Source organism: Paenarthrobacter sp. NPDC090522 (assembly GCF_044769225.1).
Classification (GTDB): domain Bacteria; phylum Actinomycetota; class Actinomycetes; order Actinomycetales; family Micrococcaceae; genus Arthrobacter.
Map to the genome: position 1 here is coordinate 151974 of NZ_JBIVXL010000004.1, position 15163 is coordinate 167136.

General features: G+C 62.6%; 15 protein-coding genes. 1 reads left to right on the top strand and 14 read right to left on the bottom strand.

Features of this window, described 5'->3' with window-relative positions; genetic code table 11:
- Position 1: 1 nt before the first annotated feature.
- From rplP to rpsJ, 9 genes are read right to left on the bottom strand one after another with little or no spacing between them, the layout of a single operon-like run.
- Positions 2 to 418, bottom strand: coding sequence for a 50S ribosomal protein L16 (gene rplP, locus ACIQT2_RS06335; RefSeq protein WP_021472412.1), 417 nt, complete (start codon positions 416 to 418; stop codon positions 2 to 4).
- Positions 419 to 1240, bottom strand: coding sequence for a 30S ribosomal protein S3 (gene rpsC / locus ACIQT2_RS06340; RefSeq protein WP_387435059.1), 822 nt, complete (start codon positions 1238 to 1240; stop codon positions 419 to 421). It abuts the gene before it with no gap.
- On the bottom strand, positions 1241 to 1606 hold the full coding sequence (gene rplV, locus ACIQT2_RS06345) for a 50S ribosomal protein L22 (RefSeq protein ID WP_021472410.1): 366 nt from the start codon (positions 1604 to 1606) through the stop codon (positions 1241 to 1243). It abuts the gene before it with no gap.
- Positions 1607 to 1645: 39 nt separating this feature from the next.
- A complete protein-coding gene (gene rpsS, locus ACIQT2_RS06350) occupies positions 1646 to 1927 on the bottom strand; it encodes a 30S ribosomal protein S19 (protein ID WP_011775591.1) in 282 nt (93 codons plus the stop codon).
- 12 nt (positions 1928 to 1939) lie between these two features.
- Complete coding sequence (gene rplB, locus ACIQT2_RS06355) at positions 1940 to 2779, bottom strand: 50S ribosomal protein L2 (RefSeq protein WP_021472409.1); 840 nt, start codon at positions 2777 to 2779, stop codon at positions 1940 to 1942.
- 29 nt (positions 2780 to 2808) lie between these two features.
- Positions 2809 to 3114: a 50S ribosomal protein L23 gene (gene rplW / locus ACIQT2_RS06360; RefSeq protein ID WP_011775593.1), complete on the bottom strand. Its 306-nt coding sequence runs from the start codon at positions 3112 to 3114 to the stop codon at positions 2809 to 2811.
- Complete coding sequence (rplD, locus tag ACIQT2_RS06365; protein ID WP_400329124.1) at positions 3111 to 3728, bottom strand: 50S ribosomal protein L4; 618 nt, start codon at positions 3726 to 3728, stop codon at positions 3111 to 3113. The genes rplW and rplD overlap by 4 nt, the downstream gene beginning before the upstream one ends.
- Before the next feature lie 4 nt (positions 3729 to 3732).
- On the bottom strand, positions 3733 to 4383 hold the full coding sequence (gene rplC, locus ACIQT2_RS06370; RefSeq protein WP_347108077.1) for a 50S ribosomal protein L3: 651 nt from the start codon (positions 4381 to 4383) through the stop codon (positions 3733 to 3735).
- 17 nt (positions 4384 to 4400) lie between these two features.
- Entirely contained in the window at positions 4401 to 4709 is a 309-nt protein-coding gene (gene rpsJ, locus ACIQT2_RS06375; RefSeq protein ID WP_003803825.1) for a 30S ribosomal protein S10, read from the bottom strand.
- 385 nt (positions 4710 to 5094) lie between these two features.
- Here rpsJ and ACIQT2_RS06380 point away from each other — a divergent pair, with 385 nt between their 5' ends.
- Positions 5095 to 6528 (top strand): GH1 family beta-glucosidase, encoded by a 1434-nt coding sequence (locus ACIQT2_RS06380; protein WP_402944634.1) that lies wholly within the window; start codon positions 5095 to 5097, stop codon positions 6526 to 6528.
- A gap of 18 nt (positions 6529 to 6546) precedes the next feature.
- Here ACIQT2_RS06380 and ACIQT2_RS06385 read toward each other — a convergent pair whose 3' ends face one another.
- The 5 genes from ACIQT2_RS06385 to rpsG all read right to left on the bottom strand — a co-directional run bounded on the left by ACIQT2_RS06385 (position 6547) and on the right by rpsG (position 15163).
- On the bottom strand, positions 6547 to 6672 hold the full coding sequence (locus tag ACIQT2_RS06385; RefSeq protein WP_400329118.1) for a hypothetical protein: 126 nt from the start codon (positions 6670 to 6672) through the stop codon (positions 6547 to 6549).
- Between the two features lie 25 nt (positions 6673 to 6697).
- Complete coding sequence (locus tag ACIQT2_RS06390) at positions 6698 to 10909, bottom strand: hypothetical protein (protein WP_402944637.1); 4212 nt, start codon at positions 10907 to 10909, stop codon at positions 6698 to 6700.
- Positions 10910 to 11084: 175 nt separating this feature from the next.
- Entirely contained in the window at positions 11085 to 12275 is a 1191-nt protein-coding gene (gene tuf / locus ACIQT2_RS06395) for an elongation factor Tu (protein ID WP_021472401.1), read from the bottom strand.
- Between the two features lie 233 nt (positions 12276 to 12508).
- Complete coding sequence (gene fusA / locus ACIQT2_RS06400; protein ID WP_397325852.1) at positions 12509 to 14623, bottom strand: elongation factor G; 2115 nt, start codon at positions 14621 to 14623, stop codon at positions 12509 to 12511.
- A 69-nt stretch (positions 14624 to 14692) separates the two neighbouring features.
- The gene (gene rpsG / locus ACIQT2_RS06405) at positions 14693 to 15163 is read right to left on the bottom strand and encodes a 30S ribosomal protein S7 (RefSeq protein WP_021472399.1); all 471 of its coding nucleotides are present in this window, start codon (positions 15161 to 15163) and stop codon (positions 14693 to 14695) included.

A 15163-nucleotide genomic window follows, 5' to 3' on the forward strand; every position in this document is an offset into this window, starting at 1 on the left:
TCTATTCACCACCTTCGCGACGCACAATGCGTGCCTTCAACGGGAGCTTGTGGATTGCCAGGCGCAGGGCCTCGCGAGCTACCTCTTCATTGACACCGGAGAGTTCGAAGAGAACCCGGCCCGGCTTGACGTTTGCGACCCACCATTCCGGGGAACCCTTACCGGAACCCATACGGGTTTCGGCAGGCTTCTTGGTCAGCGGACGGTCCGGGTAGATGTTGATCCAGACCTTACCGCCACGCTTGATGTGGCGGGTCATCGCGATACGGGCGGACTCGATCTGACGGTTGGTGACGTATGCCGGGCTCAGGGCCTGGATGCCGTACTCACCGAAAGTGACCTTGGTGCCACCCGTAGCAGCGCCGGAACGACCCGGGTGGTGCTGCTTACGGTGCTTGACTCGACGTGGGATAAGCATTTAAGCCTGTCCTCCTTCTGCTGCCGGAGCAGCAGCTTCAGCGGCCGGTGCTTCAACGGCAGCGGGTGCTGCCTCAGCTGCCGGACGGTCGTTACGACGACGGCGGTCGCCACCCGGGCGGCCCGGACGGTCTCCTCCACGGCCACGGGACGGAGCAGCAGCTGCCTGCTGTGCCAGTTCCTTGGCGGTGACGTCACCCTTGTAGATCCAAACCTTCACACCAATGCGGCCGAAGGTGGTCTTGGCTTCGTAGAAGCCGTAGTCGATGTTCGCGCGGAGGGTGTGCAGGGGCACACGGCCTTCGCGGTAGAACTCCGAGCGGGACATTTCTGCGCCACCCAGACGGCCGGAGCAAGCAACACGGATACCCTTGGCACCTGCGCGCTGTGCGGACTGCATGGCCTTCTTCATCGCACGGCGGAAAGCCACGCGGGAAGTCAGCTGCTCTGCGATGCCCTGGGCAACGAGCTGTGCTTCGATCTCCGGGTTCTTGACCTCGAGGATGTTCAGCTGGACCTGCTTGCCGGTGAGCTTTTCGAGCTCGCCGCGGATACGGTCTGCTTCAGCGCCGCGGCGGCCGATGACGATGCCCGGACGTGCCGTGTGGATGTCCACGCGGACACGGTCGCGGGTGCGCTCGATCTCGACCTTGGCGATGCCGGCGCGCTCCATGCCCGTGGACATGAGCTGACGGATCTTGATGTCCTCGCGGACGAAGTCCTTGTAGCGCTGGCCCGGCTTGTTGCTGTCAGCAAACCAGTGCGAAACGTGGTCGCTGGTGATGCCGAGTCGGAACCCGTGCGGGTTTACTTTCTGTCCCACTTAGCGAGCCTCCTCTTTCTCCGGGGTTGCGACGACCACGGTGATGTGGCTGGTCCGCTTCTTGATGCGGTAGGCGCGGCCCTGGGCACGCGGCTGGAACCGCTTCATGGTCGGGCCCTCATCAACGAATGCTTCGCTGATGAAGAGGTCACTGTCGTCGAATGCAACGCCGTCACGGTCCGCGAGGACGCGTGCGTTGGCCATTGCCGACTGAAGTACCTTGAATACCGGCTCCGAAGCTGCCTGGGGGGCAAACTTCAGAATTGCCAGAGCCTCATTCGCTTGCTTGCCACGAACAAGGTTGACGACGCGCCGGGCCTTCATAGGCGTTACGCGGATGTGACGCGCAATTGCCTTGGCTTCCATTGCTTTCCTTCTCTCGTCTAAGACGTAAGGTCAGGCGCCTTAGCGGCGCTTGCCCTTACGGTCGTCCTTAACATGGCCGCGGAATGTCCGCGTAGGAGCGAATTCGCCGAGCTTGTGCCCGACCATCGACTCAGTGACAAACACCGGGATGTGCTTGCGTCCGTCGTGTACGGCGATCGTGTGCCCGAGCATGTCGGGGATGATCATCGAACGGCGGGACCAGGTCTTGATGACGTTCTTGGTGCCCTTATCGTTTTCCCGTGCGACCTTCACAAAGAGGTGCTGGTCAACGAAAGGACCTTTTTTCAGGCTGCGTGGCATGTGTCCAGGCTCCTATCGCTTGTTCTTGCCAGTACGGCGGCGACGAACAATAAGCTTGTCGCTCTCTTTGTTCGGACGGCGGGTACGGCCCTCGGGCTTGCCGTTCGGGTTGACCGGGTGACGACCACCGGAAGTCTTACCTTCACCACCACCGTGCGGGTGGTCAACCGGGTTCATGGCTACACCACGGACGGTCGGGCGAACGCCCTTCCAGCGCATACGGCCGGCCTTGCCCCAGTTGATGTTCGACTGCTCGGCGTTGCCAACCTCGCCGACGGTTGCGCGGCAGCGCACGTCAACGTTGCGGATTTCGCCGGAGGGCAGGCGCAACTGTGCGAAGCGGCCTTCCTTGGCGACGAGCTGAACCGAAGCACCTGCGGAGCGGGCCATCTTGGCGCCGCCACCCGGACGCAGTTCAACTGCGTGGATAACGGTACCAACCGGGATGTTGCGCAGCGGCAGGTTGTTGCCCGGCTTGATGTCAGCGTCGGGACCAGCCTCGACGAAGTCACCCTGGGACAGCTTGTTCGGGGCGATGATGTAACGCTTGGTGCCATCAACGTAGTGCAGGAGGGCGATGCGAGCCGTGCGGTTCGGATCGTACTCGATTTCGGCAACGCGGGCGTTGATGCCGTCCTTGTCGTGACGACGGAAGTCGATCAGACGGTACTGGCGCTTGTGTCCGCCACCCTTGTGACGGGTGGTGATCTTACCGGTGTTGTTACGGCCGCCGGTCTTGTGCAGCGGACGCAGCAACGACTTTTCCGGAGTCGACCGCGTGATTTCAGCAAAGTCGGCTACGCTCGAGCCACGACGGCCCGGGGTAGTCGGCTTGTATTTACGGATTCCCATAATTTATTTCCTCGTTAAAGTGGTCTCCGCTACGCGAGCGGACCGCCGAAGATGTCGATTGTGCCTTCTTTGAGGGTGACAATTGCACGCTTGGTGCTCTTGCGCTGTCCCCAGCCGAATTTGGTGCGCTTGCGCTTACCGGCACGGTTGATGGTGTTGATCGAGTCGACCTTGACGGAGAAGATCTTCTCCACGGCCAGCTTGATCTCGGTCTTGTTCGAGCGGGGGTCCACCAGGAAGGTGTACTTGCCTTCGTCGATCAGACCGTAGCTCTTTTCCGAAACGACGGGTGCAAGCACGACGTCGCGCGGGTCCTTGATGGTGGTTACGCTCACTTGGAGGCCTCCTCGTTCTTTGCCTTGTCAGCGACGAACGCATCGAAAGCAGCCTTGGTGAAGACCACGTCGTCAGAGATCAGCACGTCGTAGGTGTTCAGCTGGTCTGCGTACAGAACGTGAACATCTGCGAGGTTGCGCACGGACAGTGCGGCAACGTCTTCGGCGCGCTCGATCACAACGAGCAGGTTCTTGCGCTCGGAAACCGCACGCAGCGACGCCAGGGCTTCCTTGGCGGACGGCTTGGTGCCGGCAACCAGGGCCTCAATGACGTGAATGCGGTCGTTACGGGCGCGGTCAGACAGGGCGCCGCGGAGAGCAGCAGCCTTCATCTTCTTGGGGGTGCGCTGGCTGTAGTCGCGCGGGGTGGGACCGTGGACAATGCCACCGCCGGTCATGTGCGGAGCACGGATGGAACCCTGACGGGCGCGGCCGGTGCCCTTCTGCTTGAACGGCTTGCGACCGGCACCGGAAACCTCGGCGCGGGTCTTGGTCTTGTGGGTTCCCTGGCGGGCAGCAGCGAGCTGGGCGACGACAACCTGGTGCAGCAGGGGCACGTTGGTCTGGACGTCGAAGATCTCTGCAGGCAGGTCAACCTTGACAGTGCTAGTCATTGAACTAGGCTCCCTTCACGGCGGAACGTACGAGTACGACCTGGCCGCGGGCACCGGGGACGGCACCCTTGATAAGGAGCAGCGACTTCTCAACGTCAACAGCGTGAACCGTGAGGTTCAGCGTGGTGTGACGAACGGCGCCCATGCGGCCGGCCATTTTCAGACCCTTGAAGACGCGGCTCGGGGTGGATGCGCCACCGATGGAGCCAGGCTTACGGTGGTTCTTGTGGGCACCGTGGGAAGCGCCAACACCGGAGAAGCCGTGACGCTTCATAACACCGGCAAAGCCCTTACCCTTGGAGGTGCCGACGACGTCGATCTTCTGGCCGGCTTCGAAGATCTCAACAGAGAGCTCCTGGCCCAGCTCGTAGGATGCGGCGTCTGCGGTACGCAGTTCGACGACGTGGCGGCGAGGAGTTACGCCTGCCTTCTCAAAGTGACCAGCCAGCGGCTTGGTGACCTTGCGGGGGTCGATCTGGCCGTAGCCGATCTGTACGGCGACGTAGCCATCGGACTCAGCGTTGCGGAGCTGGGTGATGACGTTGGAGTCAGCCTGGACAACAGTTACCGGGATGAGCTTGTTGTTCTCGTCCCAGACCTGGGTCATGCCGAGCTTCGTGCCCAGCAGGCCCTTTACGTTACGGGTTGCGGTCATAGTCTCTCAGCACCTCCCTAGAGCTTGATTTCGATGTTCACGTCGGCAGGCAGGTCGAGACGCATAAGCGAGTCAACGGCCTTCGGCGTGGGGTCGATGATGTCGATCAGACGCTTGTGAGTACGCATTTCGAAGTGCTCACGGCTGTCCTTGTACTTGTGAGGAGAGCGAATAACGCAGTAAACGTTCTTCTCCGTGGGCAGCGGCACCGGGCCGACTACCGTTGCGCCTGCGCGCGTGACCGTCTCAACGATCTTCCGCGCTGAAACATCAATGACCTCGTGGTCATATGACTTCAGCCGGATGCGGATTTTTTGTCCCGCCATGTCGCCTGACTCTCTTTCAGCTAGTGCTGCTCTAGTTAGGGCTGCTCTGTTTACTTACCTGTTGTTGTGGCCGCCGAAGCGTTTGAGGATTTACCACCACACGCCGCACAAGCTGAATCCGGATAATTCCGGGTTCCTCAACCTGCCGGCGCACCGACCCCCGCGGTCGGGCGTGTCGCGATTTTCACGCAAACTCGACCGCATTCCATGGGGTTCAGGGTTATGTTTGGGCTTCAGCTTGGACCCTGGCACCCGGCATTATCCGGATCGGGACGCGAAGAAGCGCTTGAACAACTCATCCAGTATGCCGGAAATCGGAGCCGATGGCTAATCGGGCCTCTTCAGCCCATTGCCACAGCCGAGCCGCGGTATGGATGATAGGTGAATGACCGTCCAGGATACGGGTTCTGTGGAAGATCTTGCCGCGCGCCTTCGTCCGGGATTCACGCTCGGCGTCGCATCAGCCGCGTTCCAGATCGAAGGGTCCCTTACTACTGACGGCCGGGGCCCGTCGGGTTGGGACGCCTTCTCGGAAAAGCCGGGAGCAATCGTCGACGGCGGCTCCCCCGCCATTGCTTGCGACCACTACAACCGTGCCGACCAGGACATCGCCCTGATGCAGGAGCTCGGGGTGGACTCGTACCGTTTCTCCTTGTCCTGGCCAAGGATCCAGCCTGATGGCCAGGGATCCATCAACCAGCGGGGCCTGGATTTCTACGACCGCTTGATCGACAAGCTGCTCGCTGCCGGGATCTCCCCCATGGTCACGCTTTACCACTGGGACACTCCCCTCCCGCTGGAGCACGCCGGTGGCTGGTTGAACCGGCAGACGGCGTTGCGCTTTGCCGCCTACAGTGCGATCGTCGCTGAGCGTTTCGGCGACCGGGTGGACTCGTGGGTCACTGTCAACGAACCGGTGTCAGTCACGTTGCAGGGATACGCTTTGGGCGCCCACGCCCCGGGTCACCAACTCCTCTTCGATTGCCTGCCCGCGGCCCACCATCAACTCCTTGGCCATGGCATGGCCGTGCAGGCACTGCGCGCCGCAGGGGTTTCCGGACAGATCGGCATTTCCAACATGCACTCCCCGGTCCGCCCTGCCACCAACAAGCTCTCCGACCGGCTCATGGCCGAGGCCCTCGACCTGATCCTCAACCGCATCTATGCCGATGCCATTCTGCTGGGCCAATACCCCAAGCCACATTTCGCGCTGTGGCCATGGTTCCGCTCCCTGGGTCCGGTCCAGGACGGCGACCTCGCAGTGATCGCCCAGCCGCTGGACTTCTACGGCGTGAATTACTACTACCCCATCAAGGTGGCCTCTGGCCGCGGACCGGCGGAAATACCCACCGGCACGGCCGAGGAAATGGTGAACGTTCCTTTCCATCTGGCCGCCTACCAGGAATACCCGGTCACGGGATTCGGCTGGCCCGAGGCGCCTGAACAGCTGGCAACGCTGCTGCAGGAGATGAAAGGGCGGTACGGGGCGTCGCTCCCGCCGATCTACATCACCGAAGGAGGCGCGAGCTTCCCGGAGCCGGACCATGTCAGCGGCCCAGTCCAGGACACCGACCGGATCACGTACCTGGCAGAGCACCTGGGCCATGCCCTCACGGCAACGGGACCAGGCGGGCAAGCCGAGGGCGTGGACCTCCGCGGCTATTACGTGTGGACGTTGCTGGACAATTTCGAATGGGCCGCCGGGTACTCCCAGCGCTTCGGACTGGTTCACGTGGACTTCGAAACCCTCGAACGGACGCCCAAGGAATCGTTCTACTGGCTCAGGGCACTTGAGCGCGCCCGGAGGCACCACGCTTAACCCGATCGGGTTAAAAACCTACTTGTTCTTGTTGGCCCGGTTGATGCGCTTGGCCCGGTCGATCTCATTCCGGAAGTACTTGCGACCCCACAGGACGCCTCCGCCGATGCCAACAACGATGACCAGGAAAATCAGGAATTCCATGCTGATCCTTTCTACCCAAGCAACACTATCCGACTCCCTCCCCGCCGCGCCCACTGCCATCGGATGCAGCGCGATCGGATGGACGGGGTCCGCGGTTCAACCGCCAGACGGCGAGGACAATGAGGGCCACGGCAACGAGTGCCAGCAGGGCAAAGGCATATGACCTCAAGGCCCACATGACGCTCGCGGCCACCCCGGCTGCGCCCCACGCCGTGAAGAGCCTTTCGGACAACAGCAATCCCACGCCCAGGAGTGCGGCATGGGCCGCCAGGACGTAGACCTGCTGCGGGGGCGTTCCGCCGAAAATGGTGGCCACTGAACTGAGCGACAAGAATCCGGAAGCAACGCCCAGTCGCAGGATGGCGTCTCCCCGGTGGCCCCGCACATAGCGCACCCCTGCCAAAACAACTGCGGTAACCACGTACCACTGGGCTGCCCAGAACCAATCCGGGCGGGCGCCGTCCACGAACAGCAGTGCCCGCTGAAAACCGACCAGTGCAACAATGGCAGCAACTTCCGCCACCAAGTGCTTCTGATGCGGCACTTCCGCCGCAGCGATGCCGCCAGCGATTGCCAGCAGGAACGCGCCCGCCAGTGCCGTGGAGTCGTGGGCCAAGCCCACAGCTGCCCCTGCAAGGTAGGCCACCAGCGTGGTCGCAGCCAGCGATGCCCGCCTTCCTGGCTGGCCAGCCACGTTGAGACCGCCAAACCAACGGAGGCCGTACAGCAGGGACCCCATGCCCACTCCCCCAACGAGCCACGGCAGGAAGTCGGCCCACGGACCCGCTGCTCCCGCATCGAGCAAACCCCCGACGGCGGTAACGGCACCCACCAAGGCGGTGGGCGCCGCGCCCGCGTAGAAGGAGGGTATTGATTCCAGGTGGGAGGCAGCGAAGAAGACAATCGCGACGGCCAGGACAGCCCCACCCACCATGCCCGGTGACGTATCAACAGTGGCCAAGCAAGCAGTGCCGGCGAATACCACAGCCGAGACAAACCACAGCCATCGGTCCGCTCCTCCGGCGCCACGGGTAGGACGGCCCCGCAGCAACGTCTTTGCGAGCGTCACCACCATGGCGCATGCCAGCAGGAGAACCGGAACCTGGAACCTGTCCAACACCGCGTGGTGCAGGAACGTGGTGGACGGGAAGTTCAGGAATGGCCCAGCGAAAACCACCGTCAAGGTGACCGCCGCGAGTCCGGGATACAGTGCCACCGCAGCACGCAGCGTCCGGCGCACCAACAACGACGCGAGGCCAGCGAGTGCCAAGCCCAGCAGGAGCACCCAACGGCCGCCGCCGTCGAAATCGCCAACCAGGAGGTAAACGAGCGGCAGTCCGGCCTGGAGGCCCAGCGTGGACCAGAGAGCAACCCGTTGGAAGGGAACGTCATCAAGCCTGCGATGCGCCAGGCAATGCGTGATGAGCTGCAGGAAAGTGACCAACCCGAGCGCCAACCAGGGCACCGCCGTCGAATCGGCAACGTCCGCGGCAACAAGCGTCACCAGAGCCGCGGATGCTACGCGGACCGCCACGAGGTAGGCTCCGCGAACCGGCTTGGCCTGAGCCAGCACGGCCATGATGCAACCGTAGGCCAGGAGGATGCCGAGCATGATTTCGACGTCCCTCACAGAGCCTGCCCGGAGCAGCAGCAGGGCCACGGACGCCGGCGCAAAGATCCACGCGATCCGGTGGCTGCGCAGAGCTATCGAGCAGATTGCCGCTGCGAGGGTGGTCACGATGGCCGCAGCTCCGGGCTGCCAACCACCGTACGCCGTGAGGGCGGGCACCCGCGTGGCAACGTTGAATGAGATGGTTGCCACTGCCATCGCTGCCAGAAGTACACCCACATCCGCAGTGACTGTTTGGAGCGAAGTTCCGCGTCGCCCGGCCACCAGGACCACCAGCAATTGCCCGGCCAGGACCCACACCACGACGGAGGCCACGGTCACGTCCTCACCAGCGAGGCCCAAGGCCCACCCGTGCCCCTGCAGATCGGCGTAGGCCGATGCCACGAGGACTGTGCCCGCGGCACGGGCAAGCCACCAGTAGACCCTCCGATGGACCGAGACGGGAAGGCGCAGGGCCGTAGCCAGCAGATAGGCTGTTATCGCCAGCAACACCAGGTTGGCGGCTCCGCGGGAGACAGCAGTGGCAGAAACCAACAAAGCCACCATGCCTGCACCCGGTGCAAGGAGTTCGCCGATGGTCAGGCGCCAAGGGGTCCGGCTTTGTCCGGTGGTTGGTGGCACCAGCACCCGGGGGAAGGCCATCCATCCCGAGGCAAGCCCCGCGACCAGCAGCGCCAGCACTCCGGAAACCAACACAGGGTGTCCCGGAAGATGTTCCAGGACGGCAAGAACCAACAATCCAAGAGCCGCAGCACAGCCGAAGAGTCCGGTACTGGCCCGCGCCGCCACCACGCCGAAGCCCCGTCGCTCAAAGACAGCACTCAGCACTTGCTGAACTCCGGCCACCACCACGAACGCCAGCACGGTCAGCGGAACCCGCTCCTGGTGACCCACGAGCACCCCGGCCACGACTGCGGGGACGGCAAAGGTGAAAGCAAGGCGCCCAGCCAGCACCAGGCACCTGCCAAGGAATCCGCGGGCAAGGGCCGCCAACGCAAACCAGTAAGCCCCGGTGGCGCCAAGCATCAAAGCCAACGGCCAGGCGCCCACCAAGTCAGCGAGCACCAGGGAACAGCAAAGCACTGCCGCCGGCGCGAAGGCGACGCCTTGCCGCAGCCTCCACCCCAGCACCATCGCCGTGGGCAGCACAACCAGGAAAGGTACGTACTTGGGCAGGTCGAAGGCCCCGACGCCAAGCACCACCGTCAAGACCAAGGCAACAAGGAGTTGAAATCCCAAGCAGGACACGGCGTCGTTCCACCAGGTCCTGGGCGTGACCGCCTTGCCGGCATATGACATCCCGATCGCCTGGACACCCAGGCAGGCAACTGCCGCCAGCATGGCCAAGCTGACATCCGAGGTGCCGTCCCACACCGAGGCAATGATGGCGAGCGTGAACGCTGCACGCGCGGCGAAGAAGTGGCCATTCCGGTATCGGGCCGCGGGGACCAGCATCATCACCGCAAAGTAGGTGCCGCAGATGGCCATCACCAGCGGGTACTCGCCTTTGGCAAGAACGTTTGGCGTGACAGTTGCGGCCAGCCCTACTGCTGGAACAACAAAGGGATGCAGGGCCATCAGTGGTTGTACGTACAGCGGCGATACCCAGCGGGGGTGGGCCAGGGCGAGCAACGTCAGGACGACCGCTACAGCGATCAAGGAAATGAAGTACCAGACCAAGGCACCGCCAAGCACGGACACTCCGGACCAGGCGGTTGACACCACGAAGCTCAAGGAGAGCCAGGCCAAGACTTTGTTGTTCAAGCGCACGGCCGCAAACACGTAAGCGCCTGTACCAAGCAACGATGTTGCCAACCAAGCGAGCGGTCCGTTGTGCAGGGCAAAGTTGTACATCGCCAGGCCAGTGATCGGCACCAGGGCCAGGCCGGTGCCAGTGAACGCCAGAGCCGCCGGACGAAGCCGTGGAACGCGGGGATGAAGGACCAAACCGGCCACGTAGAACAGGACCGTGATCCCCCACAACGCAACGAACCTGAACATCTCCGGCAGGCTCGTACCCACGAACAACGCACCCGCAGCCACCAGCAGCAGGCTTGCCACGTAGAGAGTGATGTTGATGTTCTGCCGGTCGCGCTTGTCCTTGCGCGCGGCCACCTCCTCCGCGCTTTCAGGACGGACACGTGCGTGCTGCGGCGCAGGTGGCAGCGGCTGTCCTGCAAGAACGGACGACGGCGGCGCCATGGTTTGCGCTGCAAACCCCGGCTGTGCGGGTTGTTGCGGCCGCATCGGCGGCGCGGGTTGTTGCGGCTGCATCGGCGGCGCGGGTTGCCGCCAACCCATCGACGGGACGGGGTGGGTGGGCGGGTGGGGACCCGTTGTCTGCCCGGGCCATCCCGGCGGCGGGGTCCACGTTCCCGCCCCGCCACGGGTCGGGCTGGCCGAGCCACGCGGAGCAGCCTGCGTCTTCGCCAAGGCATCGCGCCAACCAGCCATATGGCCGGCGAGATAGCCCGCGCGGTAGGCGCCGCCGTCGTCCGTTTGCTGTGCGGAACCCTTGGGAGACCGCCCGCGTCCACGCACCAGGCCCAGCGCAAATCCGCCAGCGGCGACCAGCACCAGGAACAGCAAGCCCCCGATTGTGCCCATGAATCCGTACACGGCAGCCCCCTATTGTGCCCAGGGCACGGCTGTTTGCACAGACCTGCCCGCATTAATCAAGACGATGGATTAATGATAGCAAAGAAGGACCCCACCGCCGAGGCGATGGGGTTCTTCTGTGGGTTGCTTCCGAAACGGCAGCGTCCCGATCTACAAGCAGAAACTACTTGATGATCTTGGTAACACGTCCCGAACCAACGGTGCGGCCACCTTCACGGATAGCGAAGCCGAGGCCCTCTTCCATTGCGATCGGCTGGATGAGCTCAACGGTCATCTCAGTGTTGTCGCCAGGCATAACCATTTCCGTGCCCTCGGGCAGGGTGATAACGCCGGTGACGTCCGTCGTACGGAAGTAGAACTGCGGGCGGTAGTTCGAGTAGAACGGGTTGTGACGTCCGCCTTCGTCCTTGGAAAGGATGTAGACGTTTGCCTCGAAGTCGGTGTGCGGGGTGATGGAACCCGGCTTGACGACAACCTGGCCACGCTCGACATCGTCGCGCTTGAGGCCACGGAGCAGGAGGCCACAGTTCTCGCCGGCCCATGCTTCGTCGAGCTGCTTGTGGAACATCTCGATACCGGTAACCGTGGTCTTCTGGATCGGGCGGATGCCGACGATCTCAACCTCGGAGTTGATGGCGAGGGTACCACGCTCGGCGCGGCCCGTAACAACGGTGCCACGGCCGGTGATGGTGAAGACGTCTTCGATCGGCATCAGGAACGGCTTGTCGCGGTCACGTACGGGGTCCGGAACGGACTCGTCGACAGCTGCCATCAGGTCCTGGACGGACTTGACCCAAACCGGGTCGCCTTCCAGAGCCTTCAGACCGGAAACGCGAACAACGGGAGCGTCGTCGCCATCGAAGCCCTGCGAGCTCAGGAGCTCACGAACTTCCATTTCGACGAGGTCGAGGAGTTCCTCGTCCTCAACCATGTCCGACTTGTTCAGTGCGACCAGCAGGTAGGGAACACCAACCTGGCGGGCGAGCAGAACGTGCTCACGGGTCTGTGCCATCGGACCATCGGTAGCGGCAACCACGAGGATTGCGCCGTCCATCTGGGCAGCACCGGTGATCATGTTCTTGATGTAGTCAGCGTGACCCGGGGCGTCAACGTGTGCGTAGTGACGCTTCTCGGTCTGGTACTCCACGTGGGAGATGTTGATGGTAATACCGCGCTGGCGCTCTTCCGGAGCAGAGTCGATGGACGCGAAGTCGCGCTGCTCGTTGAGATCCGGGTACTGGTCGTACAGCACCTTGGAAATGGCGGCAGTCAGCGTCGTCTTACCGTGGTCAACGTGACCAATGGTGCCGATGTTGACGTGCGGCTTAGTCCGCTCGAACTTTGCCTTTGCCACAGGTTCCTCCTAGAACGATTTCAAGTGACGTGCTCCTCGGCCGCGCTTTTCGCGGCAGAAACTCATGCAAGTCTACTTGGGGGCTTGGTTTTGGTGAAATTTCAGATTCAGGAACCAATCTTAGTTCCTGGAGTCTGTTTGCGCAGGGGGCCGGGCCACGACTTTCGCCGTGGCCCTGCCACACACGCTGAGATGCCTTCCCGGGACCGGAATTGCATCCGTTACCGGGGTGATTACTCGCCGCGGGTCTTCTGGATGATCTCGTCGGCAACAGCCTTCGGGACCTCCGCGTAGCTGTCGAACGTCATCGAGTACACAGCGCGACCCTGGGTCTTGGACCGGAGGTCACCGATGTAGCCGAACATTTCGGACAGCGGCACGTTCGCACGGACCACCTTCACGCCTGCAGCATCTTCCATCGACTGGATCATGCCACGGCGGGAGTTGAGGTCACCGATGACGTCGCCCATGTATTCCTCAGGGGTACGTACTTCGACGGCCATCAGCGGTTCGAGCAGGACGGGGTTGGCCTTGCGGGCACCTTCCTTGAACACCTGGGAACCGGCGATCTTGAACGCCATTTCCGAGGAGTCGACGTCGTGGTATGCGCCGTCGATCAGGCTGGCCTTGACGCCTACCATCGGGTAGCCGGCAAGGATACCGAACTGCATGGCATCCTGGATACCAGCGTCAACGGAGGGGATGTATTCACGCGGAATACGGCCACCGGTGACCTTGTTTTCGAACTCGTAGAAGGTACCGTCCGTGGTTTCCAGGGGCTCGAAGGAGACCTGGACCTTTGCGAACTGACCCGAACCACCAGTCTGCTTCTTGTGGGTGTAGTCAACCTTCTCCACAGCGCGCTTGATGGTTTCGCGGTAAGCAACCTGCGGCTTGCCGACGTTGGCCTCAACCTTGAATTCGCGGCGCATACGGTCAACGAGGATGTCGAGGTGGAGTTCACCCATACCCGCGATAACGGTCTGGCCGGTTTCTTCGTTGAGGGAGACCTGGAAGGTCGGGTCCTCAGCGGAGAGCTTCTGGATGGCCGTGGAGAGCTTCTCCTGGTCACCCTTGGTGTTCGGCTCGATCGCAACAGAGATCACGGGCTCCGGGAAGCTCATGGACTCGAGGACGATCTGGTTTGCGGGATCGCACAGGGTGTCACCGGTGGTGGTGTCCTTCAGGCCGATCGCTGCGTAGATGTGGCCGGCGGTAGCGCCCTCAACAGGCATTTCCTTGTTGGCGTGCATCTGGAAGAGCTTGCCGATGCGCTCCTTCTTGCCCTTGGTGGAGTTGACCACCTGCGCACCGGAGTCGACGTGACCGGAGTACACGCGGACGAAGGTGAGCTGGCCGAAGAAGGGGTGTGCTGCGATCTTGAACGCAAGAGCGGAGAACGGCTCGTCAGCGGAAGGCTTACGGGTCAGTTCCTTCTCTTCGTCGCGGGGATCGTGGCCGATCATCGCAGGAACGTCGAGCGGGTTCGGCAGGAAGTCCACAACGGCGTCGAGCATCGGCTGGACACCGCGGTTCTTGAACGCAGAACCACAGAAGACCGGGTAGAGCTCGGAGTTGATGGTCATCTTGCGGATGCCGGCCTTGAGCTCTTCGAGGGTGAGTTCTTCACCTTCGAGGTACTTCTCCATGAGTTCCTCGGAAGCCTCGGCAACAGTCTCAACGAGCTGTGCGCGGTATTCCTCGGCCTTTTCCTTGAGGTCGGCAGGAATTTCCTGGACCTCGTAGGAAGCGCCCATGGTCACGTCACCCTTGGCGTCGCCCGGCCAAACCAGTGCGCGCATTTCAAGGAGGTCAACAACGCCAACGAAGTCGTTCTCGGCACCGATCGGCAGCTGCATGACCAGCGGCTTGGCGCCAAGGCGGGAAACGATGGTGTCCACGGTGAAGTAGAAGTCAGCGCCGAGCTTGTCCATCTTGTTGACGAAGCAGATACGCGGAACGTTGTACTTGTCGGCCTGGCGCCAAACAGTCTCGGACTGCGGCTCCACGCCTTCCTTGCCGTCGAACACGGCAACTGCACCGTCGAGGACGCGCAGGGAGCGCTCAACCTCAACCGTGAAGTCCACGTGGCCCGGGGTGTCGATGATGTTGATCTGGTTCTTGTTCCAGAAACAGGTCACGGCCGCGGACGTGATGGTGATGCCGCGTTCCTTTTCCTGTTCCATCCAGTCGGTCGTCGAAGCACCGTCGTGCGTTTCGCCGATCTTGTGGTTCACACCCGTGTAGAACAGGATGCGCTCGGTAGTGGTGGTCTTGCCGGCATCGATGTGGGCCATGATGCCGATATTGCGGACCTTGTTAAGGTCGGTAAGCACGTCCTGTGCCACGGGGTCTCCCTTTCGGATGGACTACACGTTCGCCGCCGGCTCGGTCGAGCCGGCGGCGTCCGGGAAGTTTTACCAGCGGTAGTGTGCGAAGGCCTTGTTGGACTCGGCCATCTTGTGGGTGTCTTCGCGACGCTTCACAGCGGCACCGAGACCGTTCGACGCATCCAGGATTTCATTCTGGAGACGCTCGGTCATCGTCTTTTCGCGGCGGGCCTTGGAGTAGCCCACGAGCCAACGCAGAGCGAGGGCGGTGGAGCGACCCGGCTTGACCTCAACCGGAACCTGGTAGGTGGCGCCACCAACACGGCGGGAGCGCACCTCGAGGGAAGGCTTGACGTTGTCCATGGCCTTCTTCAGGGCTGCGACGGGGTCGCCGCCCGTCTTGGCGCGGGCACCTTCAAGGGCACCGTAAACGATGCGCTCTGCGGTGGACTTCTTGCCGTCGATGAGGACCTTGTTGATCAGCTGGGTGACCAACGGGGAGCCGTAAACGGGATCTGAAACGAGCGGCCGCTTGGGGGCCGGACCCTTGCGAGGCAT